Annotated in this window: 21 protein-coding genes, 1 other RNA gene and 2 pseudogenes; 9 read left to right on the top strand and 15 right to left on the bottom strand. The window is 47.0% G+C overall.

The features are described 5' to 3' along the window. The 10 genes and pseudogenes from HMPREF1024_RS28720 to smpB all read right to left on the bottom strand — a co-directional run. On the bottom strand, positions 1-278 hold a 278-nt coding region (locus tag HMPREF1024_RS28720; protein WP_187079291.1), incomplete at its 3' end, for a transposase. A gap of 32 nt (positions 279-310) precedes the next feature. Continuing rightward, positions 311-1,072, bottom strand: a pseudogene (locus HMPREF1024_RS15205) (relaxase/mobilization nuclease domain-containing protein); the annotation flags it as partial. After that, positions 1,041-1,478: a hypothetical protein gene (locus HMPREF1024_RS28715; protein ID WP_001549549.1), complete on the bottom strand. Its 438-nt coding sequence runs from the start codon at positions 1,476-1,478 to the stop codon at positions 1,041-1,043. The pseudogene HMPREF1024_RS15205 and the gene HMPREF1024_RS28715, both read right to left, overlap by 32 nt. A gap of 404 nt (positions 1,479-1,882) precedes the next feature. Further along, positions 1,883-2,560: a hypothetical protein gene (locus tag HMPREF1024_RS15210; RefSeq protein WP_009308466.1), complete on the bottom strand. Its 678-nt coding sequence runs from the start codon at positions 2,558-2,560 to the stop codon at positions 1,883-1,885. A 66-nt stretch (positions 2,561-2,626) separates the two neighbouring features. Continuing rightward, complete coding sequence (locus tag HMPREF1024_RS28710) at positions 2,627-4,444, bottom strand: phospholipase D-like domain-containing protein (protein WP_001549546.1); 1,818 nt, start codon at positions 4,442-4,444, stop codon at positions 2,627-2,629. Beyond that, positions 4,434-6,974, bottom strand: a complete 2,541-nt coding sequence (locus tag HMPREF1024_RS0126365) for an AAA domain-containing protein (RefSeq protein WP_228690148.1) — start codon at positions 6,972-6,974, stop codon at positions 4,434-4,436. The genes HMPREF1024_RS28710 and HMPREF1024_RS0126365 overlap by 11 nt, the downstream gene beginning before the upstream one ends. A 206-nt stretch (positions 6,975-7,180) precedes the next feature. Next, entirely contained in the window at positions 7,181-8,080 is a 900-nt protein-coding gene (locus tag HMPREF1024_RS31770) for a hypothetical protein (RefSeq protein ID WP_009308463.1), read from the bottom strand. A 324-nt stretch (positions 8,081-8,404) separates the two neighbouring features. After that, positions 8,405-9,634, bottom strand: coding sequence for an integrase domain-containing protein (locus HMPREF1024_RS15215; protein WP_001549544.1), 1,230 nt, complete (start codon positions 9,632-9,634; stop codon positions 8,405-8,407). 165 nt (positions 9,635-9,799) lie between these two features. Then, positions 9,800-10,162: a transfer-messenger RNA gene (ssrA, locus tag HMPREF1024_RS28705) on the bottom strand. Positions 10,163-10,306: 144 nt separating this feature from the next. Continuing rightward, positions 10,307-10,789, bottom strand: coding sequence for an SsrA-binding protein SmpB (gene smpB, locus HMPREF1024_RS15220; protein WP_002914164.1), 483 nt, complete (start codon positions 10,787-10,789; stop codon positions 10,307-10,309). A gap of 149 nt (positions 10,790-10,938) precedes the next feature. Here smpB and HMPREF1024_RS15225 point away from each other — a divergent pair, with 149 nt between their 5' ends. Both HMPREF1024_RS15225 and HMPREF1024_RS15230 read left to right on the top strand, forming a co-directional pair. Further along, positions 10,939-11,376, top strand: a complete 438-nt coding sequence (locus HMPREF1024_RS15225) for a type II toxin-antitoxin system RatA family toxin (RefSeq protein ID WP_004174798.1) — start codon at positions 10,939-10,941, stop codon at positions 11,374-11,376. Beyond that, entirely contained in the window at positions 11,366-11,656 is a 291-nt protein-coding gene (locus HMPREF1024_RS15230; protein WP_004145682.1) for an RnfH family protein, read from the top strand. Before HMPREF1024_RS15225 ends, HMPREF1024_RS15230 begins: the two co-directional genes overlap by 11 nt. Positions 11,657-11,723: 67 nt before the next feature. On the opposite strand, the gene bamE is transcribed toward HMPREF1024_RS15230, so the two are convergent. The 3 genes and pseudogenes from bamE to nadK all read right to left on the bottom strand — a co-directional run bounded on the left by bamE (position 11,724) and on the right by nadK (position 14,841). Further along, positions 11,724-12,065 (bottom strand): outer membrane protein assembly factor BamE, encoded by a 342-nt coding sequence (gene bamE / locus HMPREF1024_RS15235; RefSeq protein WP_002914160.1) that lies wholly within the window; start codon positions 12,063-12,065, stop codon positions 11,724-11,726. A 147-nt stretch (positions 12,066-12,212) separates the two neighbouring features. Then, positions 12,213-13,876 (bottom strand): annotated as a pseudogene (recN, locus tag HMPREF1024_RS0126355) (DNA repair protein RecN). Between the two features lie 86 nt (positions 13,877-13,962). Next, complete coding sequence (gene nadK, locus HMPREF1024_RS15240; RefSeq protein ID WP_002914158.1) at positions 13,963-14,841, bottom strand: NAD(+) kinase; 879 nt, start codon at positions 14,839-14,841, stop codon at positions 13,963-13,965. A 124-nt stretch (positions 14,842-14,965) separates the two neighbouring features. Here nadK and grpE point away from each other — a divergent pair, with 124 nt between their 5' ends. Then, positions 14,966-15,556, top strand: coding sequence for a nucleotide exchange factor GrpE (gene grpE / locus HMPREF1024_RS15245; protein WP_002914155.1), 591 nt, complete (start codon positions 14,966-14,968; stop codon positions 15,554-15,556). A 118-nt stretch (positions 15,557-15,674) separates the two neighbouring features. Here the strand turns inward: grpE and HMPREF1024_RS15250 are convergent, their stop codons facing one another. Further along, entirely contained in the window at positions 15,675-16,961 is a 1,287-nt protein-coding gene (locus HMPREF1024_RS15250; protein WP_004149392.1) for an HlyC/CorC family transporter, read from the bottom strand. 19 nt (positions 16,962-16,980) lie between these two features. Then, a complete protein-coding gene (locus HMPREF1024_RS15255) occupies positions 16,981-17,772 on the bottom strand; it encodes an inner membrane protein YpjD (RefSeq protein ID WP_002914153.1) in 792 nt (263 codons plus the stop codon). A gap of 163 nt (positions 17,773-17,935) precedes the next feature. On the opposite strand from HMPREF1024_RS15255, the gene ffh reads away from it, so the two are divergent. The 6 genes from ffh to HMPREF1024_RS15285 all read left to right on the top strand — a co-directional run bounded on the left by ffh (position 17,936) and on the right by HMPREF1024_RS15285 (position 22,139). Beyond that, on the top strand, positions 17,936-19,300 hold the full coding sequence (ffh, locus tag HMPREF1024_RS15260) for a signal recognition particle protein (protein WP_002914152.1): 1,365 nt from the start codon (positions 17,936-17,938) through the stop codon (positions 19,298-19,300). Between the two features lie 259 nt (positions 19,301-19,559). Then, positions 19,560-19,808 carry a 30S ribosomal protein S16 gene (gene rpsP / locus HMPREF1024_RS15265; protein ID WP_002914149.1) on the top strand — a complete coding sequence of 83 codons (249 nt, stop codon included), beginning with the start codon at positions 19,560-19,562 and terminating at the stop codon, positions 19,806-19,808. Between the two features lie 18 nt (positions 19,809-19,826). Then, the gene (rimM, locus tag HMPREF1024_RS15270) at positions 19,827-20,375 is read left to right on the top strand and encodes a ribosome maturation factor RimM (RefSeq protein WP_004150977.1); all 549 of its coding nucleotides are present in this window, start codon (positions 19,827-19,829) and stop codon (positions 20,373-20,375) included. A 31-nt stretch (positions 20,376-20,406) separates the two neighbouring features. After that, the gene (trmD, locus tag HMPREF1024_RS15275; RefSeq protein WP_002914147.1) at positions 20,407-21,174 is read left to right on the top strand and encodes a tRNA (guanosine(37)-N1)-methyltransferase TrmD; all 768 of its coding nucleotides are present in this window, start codon (positions 20,407-20,409) and stop codon (positions 21,172-21,174) included. A gap of 39 nt (positions 21,175-21,213) precedes the next feature. Then, on the top strand, positions 21,214-21,561 hold the full coding sequence (gene rplS / locus HMPREF1024_RS15280) for a 50S ribosomal protein L19 (protein ID WP_002914145.1): 348 nt from the start codon (positions 21,214-21,216) through the stop codon (positions 21,559-21,561). A 119-nt stretch (positions 21,562-21,680) separates the two neighbouring features. Further along, positions 21,681-22,139 carry a DUF2946 domain-containing protein gene (locus tag HMPREF1024_RS15285; protein ID WP_009308461.1) on the top strand — a complete coding sequence of 153 codons (459 nt, stop codon included), beginning with the start codon at positions 21,681-21,683 and terminating at the stop codon, positions 22,137-22,139. The last annotated feature ends 4 nt before the right edge of the window (positions 22,140-22,143 follow it).

Here is a 22,143-nt window from a genome sequence, read left to right as displayed (position 1 = left end):
CAATAAAAGCCCTGCGCAGCGCGCAGGGTCAGCCTGAATACGCGTTTAATGACCAGCACAGTCGTGATGGCAAGGTCAGAATAGCGCTGAGGTCTGCCTCGTGAAGAAGGTGTTGCTGACTCATACCAGGCCTGAATAGCTTCATCATCCAGCCAGAAAGTTATGGAGCCACGGTTGATGAGGGCTTTATTGTAGGTGGGCCAGTTGGTGATTTTGAACTTTTGCTTTGCCACGGAACGGTCTGCGTTGTCGGGAAGATGCGTGATCTGATCCTTCAACTCAGCAAAAGTTCGATTTATTCAACAAAGCCAAGATTTACCCAAGAGTATGCCTTTCCAAGTTTGGATGCCTTGAAAGCGATATCGCGGTATTCGAATGAGAAGCCGTTCATCTTACCGGTAGAAGCAATGTTAGCCGTCCAGCCGACTTCAGCTTCTTCCAGTCGTTTTATAAAAGTTAAAAGATCAGGTGTATCTGCCAAACTTTTATCAAGTATCTGTTGTAGAGCTTCTTTAGGGGAGGGAAGGCCAGTCCGTTCTGCAAGCATCTGTTCATTACGGGAAACTTTTCTTCGCTTCTGTTGCTTTGGTGTAATGGAAGGGGCTGGCTTGGTCACTGTCAGACCGTGAGCGATTTCGAGTTCACTAATGATCCGTGTGCTGATAAGGTTTTCATTCCTACCCAAGTAGAGCTTCCCTCCATTGAGGTCTATGCGACTTGCGATAATGTGTATGTGCTGACCAGCCGGATCGTCATGAAGCACATAGCAACGAACATGAGTATCACTGAATCCCATTCTCTTCATGTAGTCGTCAGCTATCCTTGCCCATTGGTCATTCGATAATGATTCACCATCAGGTAAGCGAAGCGAGTTGTGCCAAACTGGTTTTGCGACATCCTGGCGAAGATGCTTGGTGCTATCGAACTCTGCAATCATTTCATGGGCGGTGTCACCCAGCATATTGCCCCCGATTACGACTGGATCGCATTTATGATGTGCTCCCGGTTTCAATGCGTATTGGACCACACCAGCAAAGTTCTTACCCCTGCGAATCTTCCGCATACCCTTCATTCGGGAGGCTCCATATACTGTCACTTAAAAGATTCGTGCGAAGCTCTTCCAGTTGTCGCTTCACAGCGAACAATTCAGTATGGGTAAGCTGACTGTCCTTGCTTTTACAATCTATATGGGTCGCAATTCGATTTAGCTTTTGCGATATATCAGTTAAAGCTTTCCAGGCTTTGGTATTAATCGTTGGTATAACAGGAGGCAACTTTTGAAGGGAAGCCATGCGAAGCCACTCGCCTTTTTTATAAGAGCCTCGCTTTATATTAAGGAGTTGCAGTTCTTCAACATTCAATCGGACACTGACACAATAGCTTCTTACTGCTTCTGAAGGAATTTTACTTTTATTAAAACTACCACGGCGGGAAGTTTTGGATAGATCTATATCATCGCTATAATTTATCTTATGCATATAAACTCCATTTTGTATGATATTAATTAGTTAGCATAATCCATATGCTTTATATATCACTTATATAACGAATGAGTTTTTTGTCAATCTATAGGATGGATTGTTTTGATTTCTTTTATTGTCTGACTGAAAGGAAGCAAGAAAAGCAAGAGCTTTATAGAACGGTGCAACCGCTTCTATAAATTAGCTCTTGCTTATATTTAGAGGGATTGTTGACTTTGAGATTGAAATTGCTATAACTGTATTTATTAATAATGAGGAGGGTATATGAAGATAGCTTTTTTCCTTGCACTTGTTGCTTCAATCAATTTAAATGTATGGTTTTTTTCCGAAGTACTCTGGTTGGTTAGGCATGATGGATTTTTACATAGTGATTTTTTCATTAGGATGGGTTCTTTATCAAGTTAAATATAGTCGCGTAAATAAATAAAAACCCAAGGTGCACTTGTCATTCCAATCGCTACAAATAGAACTAATTTGTAATAAAAGTTATTGTGAGTTATTAAGTCTGGTATTGCAGTATTTGATGGTGTATTATTCATAACAGAAGCCGAAGGTCCATCATTTTTGGGTTCAGCATTCAATTTCTTTTGCTTTATTACCTGGTTTTCTTTATGTCTGTCATTTATAAATTCGACTATTGTTATTAAAGTTTTACCAACAGTTGAAATAAGTATTAAAACTTTTATACCAATTTGATAGAGGTGTTCTGCAATGTACTGCAAATCTGTAAAACTTTTATAAAATTCATAATCGAATAAAAATAAATATAAAGCATAGCTTGCTGATGCAAATAATATTGCATCATTTAATGATTTAACGGATTTACCTCGGTAAATATACCATAGTGCTATAAAAAGACCGCCTGCAATAATAGGGAGGATGCTAATGTAATCAGGGATTATATCGGTGCTTAGAGGTTTTAGATAATGTTTTACGTTCTTGATTAGATAAAATATGCTAATTGAAAGAGCAATTAAACATGCAATAAAGAAAAAAATATTTTTGATGATTATTTTCCATTTTTTTTCTTTATTGGGATAGTTGCTATTGCTATTGCTATTGCTAATTTCTTCAGTCATATAGTTACCTTGCAAATAACATAAGTACAATAGGATATCTTTCTACAAGATATCCCATAGCTTGTTTCAGTAATTAGGCGAAATTAAAGAAAATATATCTTTTCTTTCTATAAAGATGCCAAGCTCATCATATGGGTTTCCGTAAGCTGAGGCTGAAAGCCAATTAAGACTCGTGATCAAAATGTTGTCATTATCCCATGATAATATTTTTGCATGAGAAATAGGATCTTTCTTCTTCTCTAAAGTAATTCCATTTTTTCTTAAAGAGTTACTCATGTCATCAAGTTGCTGTGAATTGATACCTCCGCTAAGAGATGAGTAATACATGTTAATATTAAGACTGCTATTGGCTGTCATTGATGTTATCAAGGGAGTTAAAATAGGTCTTTCTGCATTATTACTAATTCTATGACTCGCAATAAATATTGATTTTGTTGCTTTGTCTCTTGCATCTAAAACAAAATCATGATGCTCATTTTTTGTGATGATTTTAATTCTTACATTTTTGTTCGCAGAATCTTCTGATGATAAATGCTCACAAGCTTTTTTCAATTCGTATGAAATGGCTGAAATAGATTTGCTTAAGTTGTTAGATACTCTAGATTTTCCTTTAGAAATTATGCTCAAAATATCTAATACTTCAGTCGTCAAGGTATCATTTGTTACGAAAACAGAGCATTCATACCTATTAAATCCACTTGCTAACCAGTTACATGAACCGATGGTTGAACAATATCCGAATTCCATTGTATCGCATACTATAACCTTTGCATGAGAACCTGTTGGATCTGAATGTATTGTAAAAAGGGAGGTTAATCCAAGCTTTATAATTTCTTCTCTATAAGACTTAAGGCCCTCAAGAAATTGGTTATAACTTCCGATACTTCTCTCATCATCGGGTTCTTCTTGGCCCCATAAGATATCAACTTGAACTCCGCGTTTAGCAGCATCAGTTAATTTCTGAAAGATTGATTCAAAGTTTTTTAAGTGTATAAAAGTTGAATGGATAATGATTCTACTAACAGATTTATCGATCATCGCGATAAGATGATCTCGATGGCTGTCTGAACCTGATATTATTCGGAATTCAGTTTCATTAATATAGTGTTCTTCAAATCTATTTTCAAAAGACTCGGTATTATAAGTGCTTATTTTTGAGTTCTTGCTAAGAGAGTCTATATTAGTATTTATTTCACTTCGCTTCATATTAGCTGCAGCGATAATATCTGCGGCTAATTCTTTTGAGATATCAGATGGAACACCCGTTATGTTATCTGCTTCATCAACTTGTGCTATAGCAAAAGTTCTATTTTGATAATAAGGTCTATCATTAGCTCTTTCCTCATACCCTATAACCTCTTCGTCAGTATCTTCAACACAATTTAGAATGTCTGATGTGAACGGTGAATGTTTGGGGTTTTTAATTTTGAGTTCTGTTGATATCGAGTGTTTATTCTTAAGTAATTCATTTGCTCTTGATGTAGGATATATCTGATAGTTTTGATTTCTTGCATTTACTCGATAACATTTTGCTGTGATTGGATCTATTAAAAACTTCCGAGTAGATTCCAGTGGCTCTCTTTCATAAGGGAGTTCCTCACGATTAGCAACACTCCTTCCTTTGCTGGTAATCCTGAAGTTGTATTTAGAATTCAATTCAACTAATTCAACCCAACCCAATTTCATAAATGGCAATATTATTTCAATTATGAGCCGTTGTGGAAGATTAGATTTTAATGATAGCTCTTCTATAGGATAGGGTTGGAGGCTAATCTCTTGAAGTAAAAAATGATCTAAAGCTCCCCATCTATGGCCTTTAAATATTTTGAATTTATGAACTCCATAATGAAAAGGAATTTTAACATATATGTTTTTATTTTTCATTTTTATTTCCTTTGTTTGTTATAAAGTTTGATGTAATTAATGAAAGCTTTCTCTCATTTAAAGACAAATCCAGTTTATCAGTTAGTCTTGGAATAAAATCATATTCTTTTGAGTTCTCTCTGGATATACGATTAGACCAAGCCTTGAGGAGTTCATATGAACCGACTATGATCAATTTGTACTTTGCTCTACTAAGTAAAACATTTATACGGCGTTGATCTGATAAAAATCCTAATGCACTCTTAATTGTGCTTTTACCATTGTTTCGTACTAATGAAATTAAGACAATATCAGCTTCGCCACCTTGGAACGAATCAACAGTAAGGCAATAACCATCATTATCATCTGGTGGAATGTAATTATTTAAAAGTGTTTTGAATTGATTTTTTTTCTTTTCAATTTCAATATGCTTTGAAATTAATTTAACTTGATTTGAGTATGGAGAAAGAATTGCCAACTTTATTTTTTTTGTTGGGTTGGAGTTCTTGTCCAAATCTTTGAGAATATCTATGATTGCCTTACATTCACTTTCGTTTGACCAGATTGGTGTATGCTCTCCTGCTCTGTTACCTTTAGTTTTTTGTACATCTGGTTGACTAATCCATACCAGTGCTGGTGTATTTGTGAGGTGAGATTCCTCTTTTAAGTTAAGTACTGATTGAAAATCTTCTGTAAGATACTTCCTTTCTTTATCTTTATCGGTAACTAATTTGTTGTTATAAAAAACATTTGAAATCACTTCTGCAATATGAGGATGCATACGGTGCTGGACTGACAGCATTGAGGATAATTTATTGTTTCTTTTATAATCTTTTCCCTTTATTTTTTCATACATTACGTCTTGTCTTTCATCATCAATAATAAGAGATTCAAATAGATTTACATATTTGGCTGCCCGTAATCCTATTTCTCTTGCTTGATCATCGGTTATTGATGAAAAGTGACTATTACGCATTAGTTCATTTTTTAATTTAAAATTACTTATGCTGTCAACTTCTTCAAAGGTGTTTTTAAGTTTTGTATTATTGGTTAAAATGTTTCTTAACTCAATTGAACGATACGGTGGCAATTGATTGTGATCACCGATCATTAATCGTCGGTAGGATAATAAAAGTGGGCTTATTAATTCTATACCTGTAACCTTTCCACTTTCTTCCATGATCGACCAATCAAATTGTGCTCTTTCTTTTATCATTCTCTCTACATAATCTGAATTAGTTGTAGCAAATATTAAGCTTGCTGATTTAATTAGTTGATTAATTAGTGGGTATCTCTTTACTGGAGGAGCTTTAAGCAAACTGGAAATATTACTTTTTAAACTTTGATTGGAAGAGTTTTTGTATAAAGGGCTTTCTACGAACTTCCGCAAATATTCTAATCCAGTTTCATCGGCACTGTTTAATATTATATTATCTTCGCCAGATATTTTGTTGCATCTAATAATTATGGGATCATTTGTATGTTTGTTTTCAGTAAGTAAATCTTTGACAACTTCGTGATATAGATGTTGAACGGTTGCATGACTCTGTGCGGTAAAGAGTATCCTGCTATTAGGTTCTTCTTTAAAGATAAATTTAGAAATTGCTTTGACTAAGTGAGTTTTACCTACTCCCGGTGGACCTTGTACAAGGTTCATTGGCAATGTTGATAATACTTTTGTAAAAACTCTTTGTTTAGATTCATCCAATGAGTCCATTATATCTTTTGCAATTATATCTTCATTGCTTACTGTGAGATTTGAATTAGGGGAAGTAATTACATTCATCAATTCGATATGATTTTCAAGCATATCCAATGTATTTGCATGTCTTGTTATTTGGCGCAGAGTTCCTTCAATCGAGTCGGGAACAATATAAAAATTCCTCCATTCTGGAAGAGGTTTTTTAGAGATGAAGCTATATATTTCTTGATTGTCTTGATCTGTTTCATAGCCATAAAACTCTAAAAGAATCTCTTCGTCAACTCTACTGAAATCATTATTGTCTACTAAACTCCAGGATACCTTATCGTTGTTTTCACTACTATTTATAATCTTTTCAAGCCTGACAGATGGTGAGTCGATACTTAGCGACTTAGACAGTTCCTCCGTTGTTTCGTCAAATTTGGGAATGAATTTAAAGATCCATGAGCTAATATTATCTGGTTCGCTTTCTTCACTGATGTTTTCTACAGGGAAAATTTCTGCTTTTGCATATGCGATATTTGTAATATGAACGGCAGTTAGGCCCTCCAATAATCGAAGATGTTCTTCATTTCTTTTGTTTTTAGTTTTACCTATATCTTTGAAAATCATTTCCCAAGACAGTAGGCTTAATGAGTTATCATTACTATTCAAAAATTTCCTGGCTTCGTAATGAGTATAACATGATATATTATTACTATTTAGTTCAATGTAATTATCTTTACCAAAGAATCTATTTGGCAACTCTAAATATGCATATTGTGAATAACCTAAATCCCATGTTTTGTCACTCGTTCGATGGTCAGGTTGAAATGGTGTTAGTACATAAAAAAGTTCTTTCCCTTTCAATACTACATCATATCGATTGTGTTCTGAGGTATTAACAAATAATACTGGTGAATCTGATAAATCTTCGCTTACGAAACTCTTTATTATATCAGAGTCATCTCTGGATATTGTGAATTCACTTTTCTCAAAGATTATTTTTTGTATGCAGTGAAATAGCTCTTTTTTATCTTTGGTATTATCAGATTGTTCATACTTAGTGTTTATTGCTAACCCATGAATAGTTTTCGTTTTTTATAGAATTCAGTAAGCTCATCAATTATACCATCTAAAAACTGTAGAATATCTTTTTCACCAAGAAGTTCTTTTATAGCATTTTGCTGAATAGGTTGGATTCCTAATAGACTACGAATTATAGCTACTTCACTAATTGTCAGATCGTACTTAGAAATGAAGTATTCTGCTGGGAACTGCAGAGATTTAATTTCATTTATATCTATTTTTAAAAAGTTTGCTATTAAAATTCCTAAATCGATCCAATCTGTAGCAAAAGTTGATATTTTACCGTGTTCACCAACAGGCTCAATTTTAGCTCTGGTAAGTGTAGGCATTCGGATTGACCACTCGAAGCCGGTCAATTGAAAATCGTTATAATCATCTGATTCATAATCATATGTTAGAATTGAATTTTCATCTAAATGTCGATGTAACAACCCTTGCGCATGAAGCAAACCAATAGCATTTGTAATTCTACAGATATTTTTCCAGAATCTGATTCTAACTGCCGGATCTTTTAAACGGGTGAGCCAGTGGCTTTTTCTTGGGAGAGATAATGTTCTTTTATTCAATAAGTAAGAAGTAGGTACTCTACCATCAGAATTTAAAACAAGATAGTACCCTTCATTTGTTTTTTTTGATTCAACAGGATTTACTATATAATCTCCTACTCCAGGATATCCCTTTAACCTTTGTAGTTGTCGTAATTCATGTTGCCAAATACTTTCAAGAACTTGTTCATCACTTGAGGTATTTCTTGGCCAATGTTTGATAATGTAACTCTCTCCATCTTTAAGGGTAAGAATTACTTCAGGAATATTTCTATTTGATTCTGTTTTTAGTAGATTTCTTTCTATAATCTCATAATTATCAAACAGTTTATTTTCACTCATAGACCAACCTTATTCATAAATGCTGTGTGAACTTTACGGATGAGAATTGTACATTTAAATGCTACCGCCCCAACATATGCATGTATGCTGTACATTGTATTTATTGCTAACATAAAAAAACAATATATACAATGAGTTAAGTAGTGTTGTTTGGTTTGGATCAAAAAAAAAGCTTCTGAAATTATTTGACCAGCTATTGCTTAATCTCAGAAGCTAAAACAGGGCTTTAATTGGTTAATGCTGGGTGTATGGTTCTAAGTTGTTCGTTGAAAATAGAGATGCAATCCTAGTAATTACCTTTGTTTATTATGTGTTTTTTAATTATTAAGCTGCAATGGCTTTTAGCCTTTGAGCTTGCACATAATCACTCCACCACTGCATGAGAACCACTCGTTCTGCAAGATAATCTGCGCGATTATATGCGGCAATTATTTCATCTTTCTTCGAGTGAGCAAGGGCCGCTTCTAAGACATCTGTCCTGAACTTACCCGACTCCTCTGAGGCCGTTCGTGCAATAGATCTCATTCCATGGGCTACAAGCTCTCCACCAAAGCCCATACGGATTATGGCCGCATTCGCTGTTTGTTCATGCATATGATTGAGTGGAGCTTTGATACTGGGGAAAACCCACTCTCTGTGCCCACTGATGGCTTTCATTGAATCCAAGACTCGCAAAGCTTCTTTGCTTAGTGGAACTTTGTGAGGCTTCTTCATTTTCATAAACTCAGCCGGGATGTTCCACATCGATTTTTCAGTATCTATATCGGCCCATCTCGCACGAACGGCTTCCCCTGGACGAACCCAGGTCAGCAATTGCCATTCAATCAGCAATCTTGTCTCCATACGAACTGAGGCATTGTTTAACACCATTAGGAAGCGGGGTAACTCGGAAGGGGGTAATGCTGGCATATTCTGTTTTTTAGGCTTACTGAACCGTTGCCCAAGGTTGTCAGCCGGATTGAACTCGATAAGTTCTTCAGTCGCGGCCCAGCGAAATATTTCATTTAATCGGGAAATGATTCGCCGTAAGGTTTCGAGGACTCCTCGTTGCTCAATAGGGTCGAGATGTTGCTTTAAGAGTTTGGGTCGGATCTCATTGATAGGAACCTTACCCAAGCCGGGAAATATATTTCTCTCCAAGCTTCGCCAGATGTCTTCTGCATGGTCTTGTGAGATACCAGAGGTCTTTACCTTCTCATCCAACCATTTCCTTGCCACGGCTTGGAGAGTGTGTTCAGTAGCATTCTTTAAGGCATTAGCTTTATCGTTGTTATGAACTTGGGGATCAATGCCATTAGCAAGCAAGGAAAGGTATTCATCTCGTAAGGCTCTGGCTCTTGCCAGTGTAAGGTGAGGATAGGTCCCAAGGCTCATTTTGGTTCTTTTTTTACTCACTGGCACTGCATACCTGAAATACCAATTCTTCTTTCCTCCTTTCGAGAGGGGAGCGATTCGTAGTATCAAACCATCTCCGTCAAACAAGTTGATTTCTTTGTCGGCTGGTTTGGTGCTTTTGATTTCAGTGTCAGTGAGCTTCTTAGCGATTTTTGCCATTTTGGGACCCTCGGTTTTTGGACCCTTCTTAGTGGGTCCCATTCAGGGTGCCATATGTGATAGTTCTCAGCAATTCTCACTGGACGACAATAGACGTAAAAAAGCCCGCAAGGCTGATTCCATGCGGGCTTAGTAGACTTCATTGTACTTCAAACAACTAAAAAGTGGTGGAGCTGGCGGGAGTTGAACCCGCGTCCGAAATTCCTACATCCTCGGCACTACATGCTTAGTCAGTCTTTACATTCGCTTGCCAGCTGCGGACAGACACGCCACTAACAAACTAGCCTGATTAGATTTAACGCTTCAACCCCAGGCAGGGCATCCACGCGATCTCTTTTGGGTTTGACCTCTCTTTGATCCCCGTCTTAAGAGCGGAAGCTAGGGAGAGAGGGCTCAGAGCAGGTTATTAAGCTGCTAAAGCGTAGTTTTCGTCGTTTGCGACTATTTTTTGCGGCTTTTTACGAGGCCAACCGCCCCTCGGCATGCACCTTGGGTTTCGCAAATCCCGTCGAATCCAGAATCAGCCCCAATGTGTAGGTTAAGTATAACAGATTTGTGAATGTCGTTACCAGCCCCATCACGCAGGATTATTTCAGCAGGGTGGACGAAAAAGCAGCATCAACAAGGATATAGCGTAAGGGCCAGCGAGAGCTGGCCCTCGGGGAGGGGAAATTAACGTCCGGCGTGCTTCATAATACGCGCCTTATCCAGCGCCCATTCACGATCTTTCAGGTCGGTACGCTTGTCGTGCTGTTTCTTACCTTTGGCGACGCCGATTTTCACTTTGCACCAGGCGTTCTTCCAGTACAGCGACAGGGCGACGACGGTGTAACCTTCGCGGTTAATGCGGCCGTACAGCGTGTCGAGTTCGCGCTGGTTGAGCAGCAGCTTACGGGTGCGCGTCGGGTCGCAGACATAGTGGGTGGAAGCCACGGCCATAGGCGTAAAGTTGGCGCCGAACAGGAAGGCTTCGCCATCCTTCAGGATGACATAGCTATCGCCGATGTTGGCTTTACCTGCACGCAGGGATTTGACCTCCCAGCCCTGCAGGGCGAGACCAGCCTCGTATTCATCTTCGATAAAGTATTCGTGACGGGCGCGTTTATTCAGCGCAATGGTGGCTGATCCAGGTTTGTGGGCTTTTTTCTTAGTCATAATGTCCTGAAGTCATCGTCTTATACACAGTTACCTCGATCGCATCCTGCGAGGTGTACTGCGCATCTTAGCACGAGTTGCGGCACAGCGTTTTTTTTAGCAGCAGATAAATGATATTATTTGCACTGTGTTTAAATGTGGAACCTGCTATGCCTCAGATTAGCCGTACTGCGCTGGTGCCTTTCAGCGCGGAACAGATGTATCAACTGGTAAACGATGTGAAGTCCTATCCTGATTTTCTGCCAGGCTGCACCGGTAGCCGCGTGCTGGAATTGGGGCCGACGCAAATGACGGCGGCGGTTGATGTGTCCAAAGCCGGCATCAGTAAGACCTTCACCACACGCAATACACTGACCAGCAACCAGAGCATTTTGATGAGCCTGGTGGATGGCCCGTTCAAGAAGCTGATTGGCGGCTGGAAGTTTATTCCGCTGAGCCCCGAGGCCTGCAAAATAGAATTCCATCTCGATTTCGAGTTTACCAATAAACTGATTGAGATGGCTTTTGGCCGGATCTTCAAAGAGCTGGCCGCTAACATGGTGCAGGCGTTCACTTCGCGCGCCAAAGAGGTTTACAGTGCCGGCTAATATTCGTGTTGAAGTGGCCTACGCGCTGCCTGAAAAGCAGTATCTGCAGCGGGTCACCCTGGACGAGGGGGCGACGGTCGAGCAGGCGATTATCGCCAGCGGTCTGCTGGCGCTGCGTGATGACATTGATCTGGCGAAAAACAAGCTGGGTATCTACAGTCGTCCGGTAAAGCTGCATGACGAAGTTCACGACGGCGACCGGGTCGAAATCTATCGACCGCTGATCGCAGACCCGAAAGAGCTGCGTCGCCAGCGGGCAGAGAAAAGCGCCGCAAAGTAACCAGCAGCAGACCGGCTATCAGCCATAAAAAAAGCGCTCACCGAGCGCTTTTTTGCTTTTCCGGGCCTTACTGACTGGTCAGCGCAGGCTTGTTATCAATGTTAGTCAACACACCGCCGCTGTTGAAGGTCAGGGTTAGGGTCTGCTGAGTCACTTTCTGGTGGCCCGGCTCCTGACGGAAGACATAGAACCAGGTATTGGTGCCGAACGGATCCGTCATCATTGGCGTCCCCAGAGCATAAGCTACCTGCTGTTGCGTCATACCGACACGAATTTTTGCTACATCGTTTGGTGCCAGATAGTTACCCTGGTTGATGTCAGGACGGTAAACCACTCGTTCCAGAGTGGAACAGCCTGCGGTCAACATAAGAAGAACCGCTGCGGCAGCAGTCAGCGTTTTACAGCGCATAGTGATTTGATTCCTTTTTGGGCCCGAGCAGTACGTGGCTCATCTGTAATATGCCGATAATAATAGACCTTCGCGCCGTTGGAAACCTCCGGCTGCAGGTCAGCAGGCAATTTGCTGTTCACTATGACCCTGTGAAAATCAAAAAGTTTACGCCGCAAGCAACTCTTTCGCGTTCGCCAGGGTGTTGCGCGTGACTTCGCTGCCGCCCAGCAGACGGGCCAGCTCCTGCAAGCGAGCACGTTTATCCAGCGGCTGCATATGGGTTTCGGTCATCTCGCCATCGGTCTCTTTGCAGACAAAGAAATGATGGTGGCCGCAGCCTGCGACCTGCGGCAGGTGGGTCACGCACATCACCTGCGTGGACTCGCCCAGCTGGCGCAGCAGCTTGCCGACCACCGCAGCGGTCGGGCCGCTGATGCCGACGTCCACTTCGTCGAAGATGAGCGCCGGGGTTTCCATTTTACGCGCGGTGATCACCTGAATCGCCAGCGCAATGCGCGACAGTTCGCCGCCGGAGGCCACTTTGGCGATTGGCTGCAGCGGCTGACCGGGGTTAGTGGTGACGCGGAACTCAATATGGTCGGCGCCGTCGGCGGTGAGATGGCGTTCATCGAACGCGACCTCAATCGCGAAGACCCCGTGCGGCATCGAAAGTGAGTGCATACTTTCGGTGATAAGCTGGGTCAGCTCGTCGGCGCTGGCCTGGCGCAGGGCATGCAGCTGGCGCGCGGTCTCCAGCGCCAGCTGATGATGTTCGACCACCTGCTGGCTGAGGGATTCCAGCGAGCCGGCGCTGTCGTCCAGCAGGCGCTGCTCTTCCAGCATCGCCTGATAAACCGCCGGTAGCTCTTCCGGCATCACCTGATGTTTACGCGCCAGCGCGATTTGTCGGGAAATTCGTTGCTCAAGTTCAAACAGACGGTTCGGATCGAGATCCAGACGGTCATGGTAGTGGCGCAACTCGTCGCTGGCCTCGCTGAGCTGAATGGCCGCCTCTTCCAGCATATCCAGGACGCCGGAAAGCTTGCTGTCCATGCCCACCAGCTCGCTGACCAGCTGCTTCGCGGTATAAAGCTGGCTCTGCAGATTGGCCTCTTCGCCGTCCGCCAGTACCGTAAGGGCGTGCTGGCAGGTGCTGAGCAGCTGGCCGCTGTTGGCCAGGCGCTTGTACTCTTCGTCAATCTGCTCGAATTCTCCCGGCAGCGGGTTAAATTCGTTCAGCTCTTTAAGCTGATACTGCAGCAGATCGGCGCGGGCGGCGCGCTCCTGGCTCTGCTGCTGATGCTGGGCCAACTCGCGGCAGCTCTGGTGCCACTGGCGATAGTGCTCGGCCATACGCTGAGTAAGCGCATACTCACCGGTATAGCCGTCGAGCAGTCGTTTTTTTGGTGTTCGGGTTTGGTCAGCAGCTGGTGGGCATGCTGGCCGTGGATCTGGATCAGCAGCTGGCCCAGCTCGCGCAGCTGCGAGAGCGGGACGGCGGTGCCGTTGATGAAGCCGCGCGAGCGGCCGTCGGCGCTGATCACCCGGCGAAGTAAACACTCACGCCCGCTCTCCAGCTGATTCTCTTCCAGCCAGCGCTGGGCGGCAGGGGTATCTTTCAGCGCGAAGCGCGCGCACAGGTCGGCACGGGTGGCGCCGCGACGCACCATGTCGGCTTCCGCTCTGCCGCCGAGGCACAGCCCCAGCGCGTCGATGGCAATGGATTTCCCGGCGCCGGTTTCCCCGGTGATGGCGGTCATGCCGCTGTGGAAATCAATTTCCAGTTCACGAACGATAGCAAAATTACTGATGGTGAGTTGCGCCAACATAGCTGCCTTCCTGTATGAAAAACCAATACTGTGTTTTCGTACAGTATAGACTGGTTTTTTATCCAGTAAAGAGGCAGCCGTGAAAATCAGAACAATTTTTTCGACCAGCCGAGCTTGGTGCTTAATGTATTGAAATAGCTGTAATCTTTAGGGTGAATCAGATTGAGGTGATAATCACAGCGGCGAATGAGGACATCTTCGCCATCCTGGATCGGCAGGGCAATCTGGCTGTCGCAGCTGATCTCCAGATCGCTGCAGCGGTGAGAGAAGCGTAGGCGGATGGTGCTGTCGCCGTTGATCACCAGCGGTCGCGCTGAAAGGGTGTGCGGGAACATCGGCACCAGGGTGATGGCGTCCAGCGACGGCGTAAGGATTGGGCCGCCGGCCGACAGCGAATAGGCGGTGGAGCCGGTCGGAGTGGAGATAATCAGGCCATCGGATCGCTGAGAGAACGCAAAGACTTCGTCGATATAGACTTCGAACTCAATCATATGCGCCACTTTGCCGGGGTGCAGCACCACTTCGTTGATGGCGGTGCTGATACGTTTCTGGCAATCCTGCTGACACACCTGGGCCTCCAGCAGAAAGCGTTTCTCGGCGATGTAGTGACCTTCCAGCACGTCGGCGAGCTGCTGCAGGGCGTTGTCCGGGTCAAGATCGGTGAGAAAGCCGAGGTTACCGCGGTTAATGCCGATGACGTTAATGTCGTAACGGGCCAGGGTCCGCGCCGCGCCGAGCATATTGCCGTCGCCGCCCACCACCACCGCGAGGTCGGCCTGTTGGCCAATCTCCGCCAGCGTGCCGGTTTTCACGTTGCTGAGCTGAAGTTCATGGGCGATCTGCTGTTCAACCAGCACTTCATACCCTTTGCTGCACAGCCAGCGCCAGAGCATTTCATGTGTGGTCAGGGCGGTGGGGTGACGAGGATGTCCCACAATGCCGATACACTTGAAATGGTTCTTCATGATCTGGATGTCCTTGCGTTAAATGAAATAGTGACAATCTGTCCGCTTCCCTTGAAACCCGGAAACTGATCCCCATAATAAGCGAAGTTAGCGAGATGAATGCGAAAAAAACGCGGAGAAATTCATGAGTAGTAAAGAACAGAAAACGCCTGAGGGGCAAGCCCCGGAAGAAATTATCACGGAGCAGCACGACGACGTTGAGGCGGTAGAGCCTGAAGTTTCGGCTGAGCAGGTGGATCCGCGCGATGAAAAAATTGCGAATCTGGAAGCCCAGCTGGCTGAAGCGCAGAAACGTGAACGTGAAGTGATGCTGCGTGCCAAAGCCGACGAAGATAACCTGCGTCGTCGTACCGAGCAGGATATCGAGAAAGCGCACAAATTCGCGCTGGAAAAATTCGTCAATGAACTGCTGCCGGTAATCGACAGCCTGGACCGCGCGCTGGAAGTGGCTGACAAGGCTAACCCGGAGCTGGCGCCGATGGTGGAGGGGATCGAACTGACCCTGAAATCTATGCTGGACGTAGTGCGTAAGTTCGGCGTGGAAGTGATCGCCGACACCAACGTTCCGCTGGATCCGAACGTCCACCAGGCCATTGCGATGGTCGAGTCTGAAGATGTGGCGGCGGGCAACGTGCTGTCCGTGATGCAGAAAGGTTATACCCTGAACGGCCGTACTATTCGCGCCGCGATGGTGACGGTAGCGAAAGCGAAATAACGCTTGCTGCCTTGCTCAACGGCTGCCTGCGGGCGGCCGTTTTTTGTGTCATCGCTCCCGGCGCGAGATAAAAAACGGCGGGCCGCAGCCCACCGTGATGTTAATTCCTTCGCTAGCGCTACTCAGCGACGCTCTCGCGTAATGATTTCACCGGCATCACTTTCACCTGTTTGATCATGTTGTCCTGCACGTCGAGGATATCTATATCGTACTGCTCAATGCGCACGCGGGTGCCTGGGACCGGGATCTCTTCCAGCGCTTCGAGGATAATACCGTTGACGGTGCGCGCTTCATCTTCCGGCAGGTGCCAGTTAAACGCTTTGTTGATTTCGCGAACGTTGGCGCTGCCGTCGATAATCACCGTGCCGTCGTTAAGCGGGGTCACTTCCTCCGCCAGGGTGGGTGACATGGAGGTGGTGAAGTCGCCGACAATCTCTTCAAGAATATCTTCGACGGTGACCAGCCCCTGAATATCGCCGTATTCATCGACCACCAGACCGACTTTCTTTTTATTGCGCTGAAATTTCACCAGCTGGGTGCTGAGCGGCGTGCCTTCCGGCACAAAGTAGATCTCATCTGCCGCCCGCAGCATGATCTCTTTTGTGAACTCTTTCTTCTCCGTCATCAGACGGTAGGCTTCGCGAACGCGCAGCATGCTGATGGCATCGTCCAGCGAATCGCGGTAGAGCACGATGCGGCCATGCGGGGAGTGGGTCAGCTGGCGGACGATAGATTTCCAGTCATCATTGATGTCGATGCCGACAATCTCATTGCGCGGCACCATGATGTCGTTAACGCTGACCTTCTCCAGGTCCAGCACCGACAGCAGCATATCCTGATTACGTCGTGAGATTTGTGAACGGGATTCATTCACAATCGTGCGCAGTTCATCTTTGCTCAGGGCGCTGCTGATGACGGTATCGGTGCGGATGCCCATCATGCGCATCAGTATGCGGGTGATGGTATTCAGCAGCCACACCAGCGGCATCATCAGCACCTGCAGGGGCGCCAACAGGAAGCTGCTGGGGTAGGCGACCTTTTCCGGATAGAGGGCGGCGATGGTCTTCGGCAGCACTTCGGCAAATACCAGCACCACAAAGGTAAGTACGCCGGTGGCGATCGCGACGCCGGCGTCGCCGTACAGGCGCATGCCGACGATGGTGCCCAGCGCCGAGGCGAGAATGTTGACAAGGTTATTGCCGATCAGCACAAGGCTAATCAGGCGGTCCGGCTTGCGCAGCAGCTTCTCCACGCGCTTGGCGGGGCGGTTGCCTTGTTTCGCCATGTGGCGCAACCGGTAGCGGTTCAGCGTCATCATGCCGGTTTCGGAACCGGAGAAATAGGCAGAGATAATCACCATGACGATCAGCGTTATGATCAGCGTGGTGGTGGAGATATGTTCCACGTAGGATTCCTTAAAAGACTTAGCTCACGAACTGCTGCAGCACGCGGCTACCAAAATAGGCCAGCGTCAGCAGACCGGCGCCAGCGACGCTGAACCAGACCACACGACGTCCGCGCCACCCTTCATGATAGTGCCCCCACAGCAGGACGATATAGACGAACCACGCAATAATCGACAGCACCGCTTTATCGATATTTTCGCTGCTGAACAGATTGTGCATGTAGAACAGGCCGCTGCACAGCGTCAGGGTCAGCAGCACCACGCCGACCTGGGTGATGTGGAACATTTTGCGCTCAATGCTCATCAGCGGCGGCATTTCGCTGCTGAAAGCCAGCTTTTTATTCTTGAGCTGGTAGTCGATCCACGCCAGCTGCAGCGCATACAGCGCGGCAATGATCAGCGTGGCGTACGAGAAGAGCGACAGGCCGATATGCACCAGCATCCCCGGGGTGGTTTCCAGGTGGGTGATATATTCGTTAGGCACGAAAGTGGCGAAGGCCAGGTTGATCAGCGCGAAGGCATAGACGATAGGCAGCAGCAGCCAGCCGCGATTGCGCGAGGCCACGATAGTCATCACCGTACAGATCATCAGGCTGACCAGCGACCCGACGTTCAGTAAGCTGAGATTTTGCCCGCTCTCGCCGCCGGGGAATATCCGTGCTTCCAGCGCAAAAGCATGGCAGATCAAGGCGATAGTCGCAGATAAAATCGCCATTCGCCGCCAGCTGCTGTTTTTTTGCAGCAAGCCGGGGATAATCAGCGCGAGGCTGACGGAGTAGGCGACAAGGGCGAGTAGAGCAAAAACAGGCATAGGTGTCGGCTGTTGGCTAAATAAGAAAGAGAAGCAGTATAACGTTAGCAGGCCTCTGCTCCAACCGTTGCAGCACATTCAGATTGATGTCGTGTTATACTCCGCCACATTCGTTTTGTGTGTCGCTGCGGCGACCGACCGTTTCCACCTCAGGCGAGAGACAATGTTTGATAATTTAACCGATCGTTTGTCGCGTACGCTGCGCAACATTAGCGGCCGCGGACGCCTTACAGAAGACAATATTAAAGACACCCTGCGCGAAGTGCGCATGGCGCTGCTGGAAGCGGACGTTGCGCTTCCGGTGGTCCGTGATTTCATCAGCCGCGTCAAAGAGAGCGCGGTCGGCCATGAAGTCAATAAAAGCCTGACCCCGGGTCAGGAGTTCGTCAAAATCGTCCGCAACGAGCTGGTGGCGGCGATGGGCGAAGAGAACCAGACGCTCGACCTGGCCGCGCAGCCGCCGGCCGTGGTGCTAATGGCGGGCCTGCAAGGTGCTGGTAAAACCACCAGCGTCGGTAAGCTGGGGAAATTCCTGCGCGAGAAGCACAAGAAGAAAGTGCTGGTCGTTTCCGCGGACGTTTACCGCCCGGCGGCGATCAAACAGCTGGAAACCCTGGCCGAGCAGGTCGGCGTCGATTTCTTCCCGTCTGATGTCGGGCAGAAGCCGGTTGATATCGTCAACGCGGCGCTGAAAGAAGCGAAACTCAAATTCTACGACGTGCTGCTGGTGGATACCGCCGGTCGTCTGCACGTTGACGAAGCGATGATGGACGAAATCAAGCACGTCCACGCCGCCATTAACCCGGTTGAAACCCTGTTCGTCGTCGATGCGATGACCGGTCAGGATGCGGCGAATACCGCGAAGGCCTTTAACGAAGCGCTGCCGCTGACCGGCGTGGTGCTGACCAAAGTGGACGGCGACGCCCGCGGCGGCGCGGCGCTGTCGATTCGCCATATTACCGGCAAGCCGATTAAATTCCTCGGCGTCGGCGAGAAAACCGAAGCGCTGGAGCCGTTCCATCCGGACCGCGTCGCTTCCCGTATCCTCGGCATGGGCGACGTGCTGTCGCTGATCGAAGATATCGAGAGCAAGGTTGACCGCGCGCAGGCCGAGAAGCTGGCCTCCAAGCTGAAGAAGGGCGACGGTTTCGACCTCACCGACTTCCTTGAGCAGCTGCGCCAGATGAAAAACATGGGCGGCATGGCCAGCCTGATGGGCAAGCTGCCGGGCATGGGGCAGATCCCGGACAACGTGAAAGCGCAGATGGACGACAAAGTGCTGGTGCGTATGGAAGCGATCATCAACTCGATGACACTGAAAGAGCGCGCTAAGCCGGAAATCATCAAAGGTTCGCGTAAGCGCCGTATCGCCGCCGGCTGCGGCATGCAGGTGCAGGATGTGAACCGTCTGCTCAAGCAGTTCGACGACATGCAGCGCATGATGAAGAAGATGAAGTCGAAAGGCGGCATGATGAAGATGATGCGCGGGATGAAAGGGATGATGCCGCCAGGCTTCCCGGGTCGTTAAAAACAAGGGCATAAGGCTATCTTGTTTGCCATTTTAGCGCCGGGGTGTGCTCGCCATCCTCACGTACTACCTGTACGTTCCAGTGGTTGCGCACACGCTGGTACTAAACTGGCTGCACCGCCGACGGCCTTTTACAGCAGACTTATCAACTGCTGATTGCATTTTCCCCAGAAATCAGTAAAATTTTCGGGCTTTTAATATGACACCGGGCTCCGTTCCTCGATGGGGCCCGGTTGTTTTATTCACACAAGAGGATGTTATGGTAACTATTCGTTTAGCACGTCACGGCGCTAAAAAGCGTCCGTTCTACCAGGTTGTTGTCACCGACAGCCGTAATGCACGCAACGGTCGCTTCATCGAGCGCGTTGGTTTCTTCAACCCGATCGCTAACGGTGCGGAAGAAGAAACTCGCCTGGATCTGGATCGTATCGCTCACTGGGTTGGCCAGGGCGCTACTGTTTCCGATCGCGTTGCCGCGCTGATCAAAGCCGCTAACAAAGCAGCTTAATCTGTCACGGTGGTCATGATGAGCAAGCAACACACCGCGCAAGCACCTGTTGATCCGATCGTATTGGGGAAAATGGGTTCTTCCTACGGTATCCGTGGTTGGCTCAGAGTGTTTTCCTCCACCGAAGACGCCGAAAGCATTTTTGACTATCAGCCCTGGTTAATCCAGAAGGCGGGTCAGTGGCAGGTCGTTGAGCTGGAAAGCTGGCGCCACCACAATCAGGACATCATCATCAAGCTGAAAGGCGTTGACGATCGTGATGCCGCGAATCTACTGACTAATTGCGAAATTATCGTGGATTCATCGCAGTTGCCGGAGCTGGAAGAGGGTGACTACTACTGGAAAGACCTGATGGGCTGCCAGGTAGTTACGACGGAAGGCTATAGCCTCGGTAAAGTCATCGATATGATGGAAACCGGGTCGAATGACGTGCTCGTCATCAAGGCAAACCTGAAAGATGCATTTGGTATCAAGGAGCGGTTGGTTCCGTTCCTCGATGGGCAGGTTATCAAGAAAGTCGATCTCACTACGCGTACTATCGAAGTAGATTGGGATCCTGGTTTTTAAATTCTCCGGATAAACGGTAAAAGACGGCGCTATGTGGATTGGCATAATTAGCCTGTTTCCTGAAATGTTCCGCGCAATTACCGATTACGGGGTAACTGGCCGGGCAGTAAAAAATGGCCTGCTGAGCATCGAAAGCTGGAGTCCTCGCGACTTCACGCATGACCGGCACCGTACCGTGGACGATCGTCCTTACGGCGGCGGACCGGGGATGCTAATGATGGTGCAACCCTTACGGGATGCCATTCATGCAGCAAAAGCCGCGGCAGGTGAAGGCGCGAAGGTGATTTATCTGTCACCTCAGGGACGCAAGCTTGATCAAGCGGGCGTCAGCGAACTGGCAACGAATCAGAAACTGATTCTGGTGTGCGGTCGCTACGAAGGGATAGACGAGCGCGTAATCCAAACCGAAATTGACGAAGAATGGTCAATCGGCGATTACGTTCTCAGCGGTGGTGAGTTACCGGCAATGACGCTGATTGACTCCGTTTCCCGGTTCATTCCGGGAGTACTGGGCCATGAAGCATCGGCAACGGAAGATTCCTTTGCTGATGGGTTGCTGGATTGCCCCCACTATACCCGTCCTGAAGTGTTAGAGGAGATGGAAGTACCGCCAGTATTGCTGTCGGGAAACCATGCTGAGATACGTCGCTGGCGTCTGAAGCAGTCGCTGGGCCGCACCTGGCTTAGAAGACCTGAACTTCTGGAAAACCTGGCTCTGACTGAAGAGCAAGCAAAGCTGCTGGCGGAGTTCAAAACTGAACACGCGCAACAGCAGCATAAACATGATGGGCAGGCGTGAGCCCCCAATATCAGTTTACCCAGGATAAGAGATTAAATTATGAGCAACATTATTAAGCAACTTGAACAAGAACAGATGAAGCAGGACGTACCTTCCTTCCGTCCGGGTGATACCGTGGAAGTGAAAGTATGGGTTGTTGAAGGTTCCAAAAAACGTCTGCAGGCATTCGAGGGCGTGGTTATCGCTATTCGTAACCGCGGTCTGCACTCTGCATTCACTGTTCGCAAAATTTCCAACGGCGAAGGCGTTGAGCGTGTTTTCCAGACTCACTCTCCGGTAGTTGACAGCATTGCTGTTAAACGTCGTGGTGCTGTACGTAAAGCTAAACTGTACTACCTGCGTGAGCGCACTGGTAAGTCTGCTCGTATCAAAGAGCGTCTTAACTAAGATTCGCTTTCGCGACATCCTGATAGAAAGGGCTGGCCAGATGGCTGGCCCTTTTTTTATCTTTGTTGTAACCATCGTGATGTAAATCATTTACAATACGCCCTCTATACGGAGGGGCGGTGGTCAGCAACAGTTTTCAGCAAACGACACCTAAACGGCGAGCCGCCTGGCTGGCGCTGTTGGCGATCCTGCTGATCGTGGTGGCCCCCCTGATCTCCGTCTCCCTGCAAAAAGACCCCATGAGCGCCATGCCCGGCATGCACCACGCCATGATGATGGATAGCTCGTCCGCGAGCATGGCGCAGATGCCCGGGCACAAGATGGCAATGATGCACAGCACAGACGGCGCTACGCATACCGGACACGAAATGCCGCTGGACCATGCCGAAGCGTGTGGCTATTGCGTGCTGTTAGTCCATGTCCCGGGGCTCCTTTTCGCGCTGGCGCTGTTCGTCGCCATGCTCCTGCGGCGCATTCGCCTGCCGGTTTCTCGCCCGGTATTAAAGCACTGGCACTACTTTCCCTGGCTCTACCCCGAAACCCGCGCCCCGCCGCGGCTGTCTGCTTTTTCCCTTTAATAAA

Source organism: Klebsiella sp. 4_1_44FAA (genome assembly GCF_000238715.1).
Taxonomy (GTDB): domain Bacteria; phylum Pseudomonadota; class Gammaproteobacteria; order Enterobacterales; family Enterobacteriaceae; genus Klebsiella; species Klebsiella pneumoniae.
Note: the sequence above shows the minus strand (reverse complement) of the source record. Positions and strands in the feature narration are given on the sequence as shown.

Bases quoted from the DNA above. Each gene is read 5' to 3' on its own strand.
- HMPREF1024_RS28715 (WP_001549549.1), bottom strand. From the start codon at position 1,478: ATGCATAAGATAAATTATAGCGATGATATAGATCTATCCAAAACTTCC.
- HMPREF1024_RS15210 (WP_009308466.1), bottom strand. From the start codon at position 2,560: ATGACTGAAGAAATTAGCAATAGCAATAGCAATAGCAACTATCCCAAT.
- HMPREF1024_RS28710 (WP_001549546.1), bottom strand. From the start codon at position 4,444: ATGAAAAATAAAAACATATATGTTAAAATTCCTTTTCATTATGGAGTT.
- HMPREF1024_RS31770 (WP_009308463.1), bottom strand. From the start codon at position 8,080: ATGAGTGAAAATAAACTGTTTGATAATTATGAGATTATAGAAAGAAAT.
- HMPREF1024_RS15215 (WP_001549544.1), bottom strand. From the start codon at position 9,634: ATGGCAAAAATCGCTAAGAAGCTCACTGACACTGAAATCAAAAGCACC.
- smpB (WP_002914164.1), bottom strand. From the start codon at position 10,789: ATGACTAAGAAAAAAGCCCACAAACCTGGATCAGCCACCATTGCGCTG.
- HMPREF1024_RS15225 (WP_004174798.1), top strand. From the start codon at position 10,939: ATGCCTCAGATTAGCCGTACTGCGCTGGTGCCTTTCAGCGCGGAACAG.
- bamE (WP_002914160.1), bottom strand. From the start codon at position 12,065: ATGCGCTGTAAAACGCTGACTGCTGCCGCAGCGGTTCTTCTTATGTTG.
- nadK (WP_002914158.1), bottom strand. From the start codon at position 14,841: ATGAAGAACCATTTCAAGTGTATCGGCATTGTGGGACATCCTCGTCAC.
- grpE (WP_002914155.1), top strand. From the start codon at position 14,966: ATGAGTAGTAAAGAACAGAAAACGCCTGAGGGGCAAGCCCCGGAAGAA.
- HMPREF1024_RS15255 (WP_002914153.1), bottom strand. From the start codon at position 17,772: ATGCCTGTTTTTGCTCTACTCGCCCTTGTCGCCTACTCCGTCAGCCTC.
- ffh (WP_002914152.1), top strand. From the start codon at position 17,936: ATGTTTGATAATTTAACCGATCGTTTGTCGCGTACGCTGCGCAACATT.
- rpsP (WP_002914149.1), top strand. From the start codon at position 19,560: ATGGTAACTATTCGTTTAGCACGTCACGGCGCTAAAAAGCGTCCGTTC.
- rimM (WP_004150977.1), top strand. From the start codon at position 19,827: ATGAGCAAGCAACACACCGCGCAAGCACCTGTTGATCCGATCGTATTG.
- trmD (WP_002914147.1), top strand. From the start codon at position 20,407: ATGTGGATTGGCATAATTAGCCTGTTTCCTGAAATGTTCCGCGCAATT.
- rplS (WP_002914145.1), top strand. From the start codon at position 21,214: ATGAGCAACATTATTAAGCAACTTGAACAAGAACAGATGAAGCAGGAC.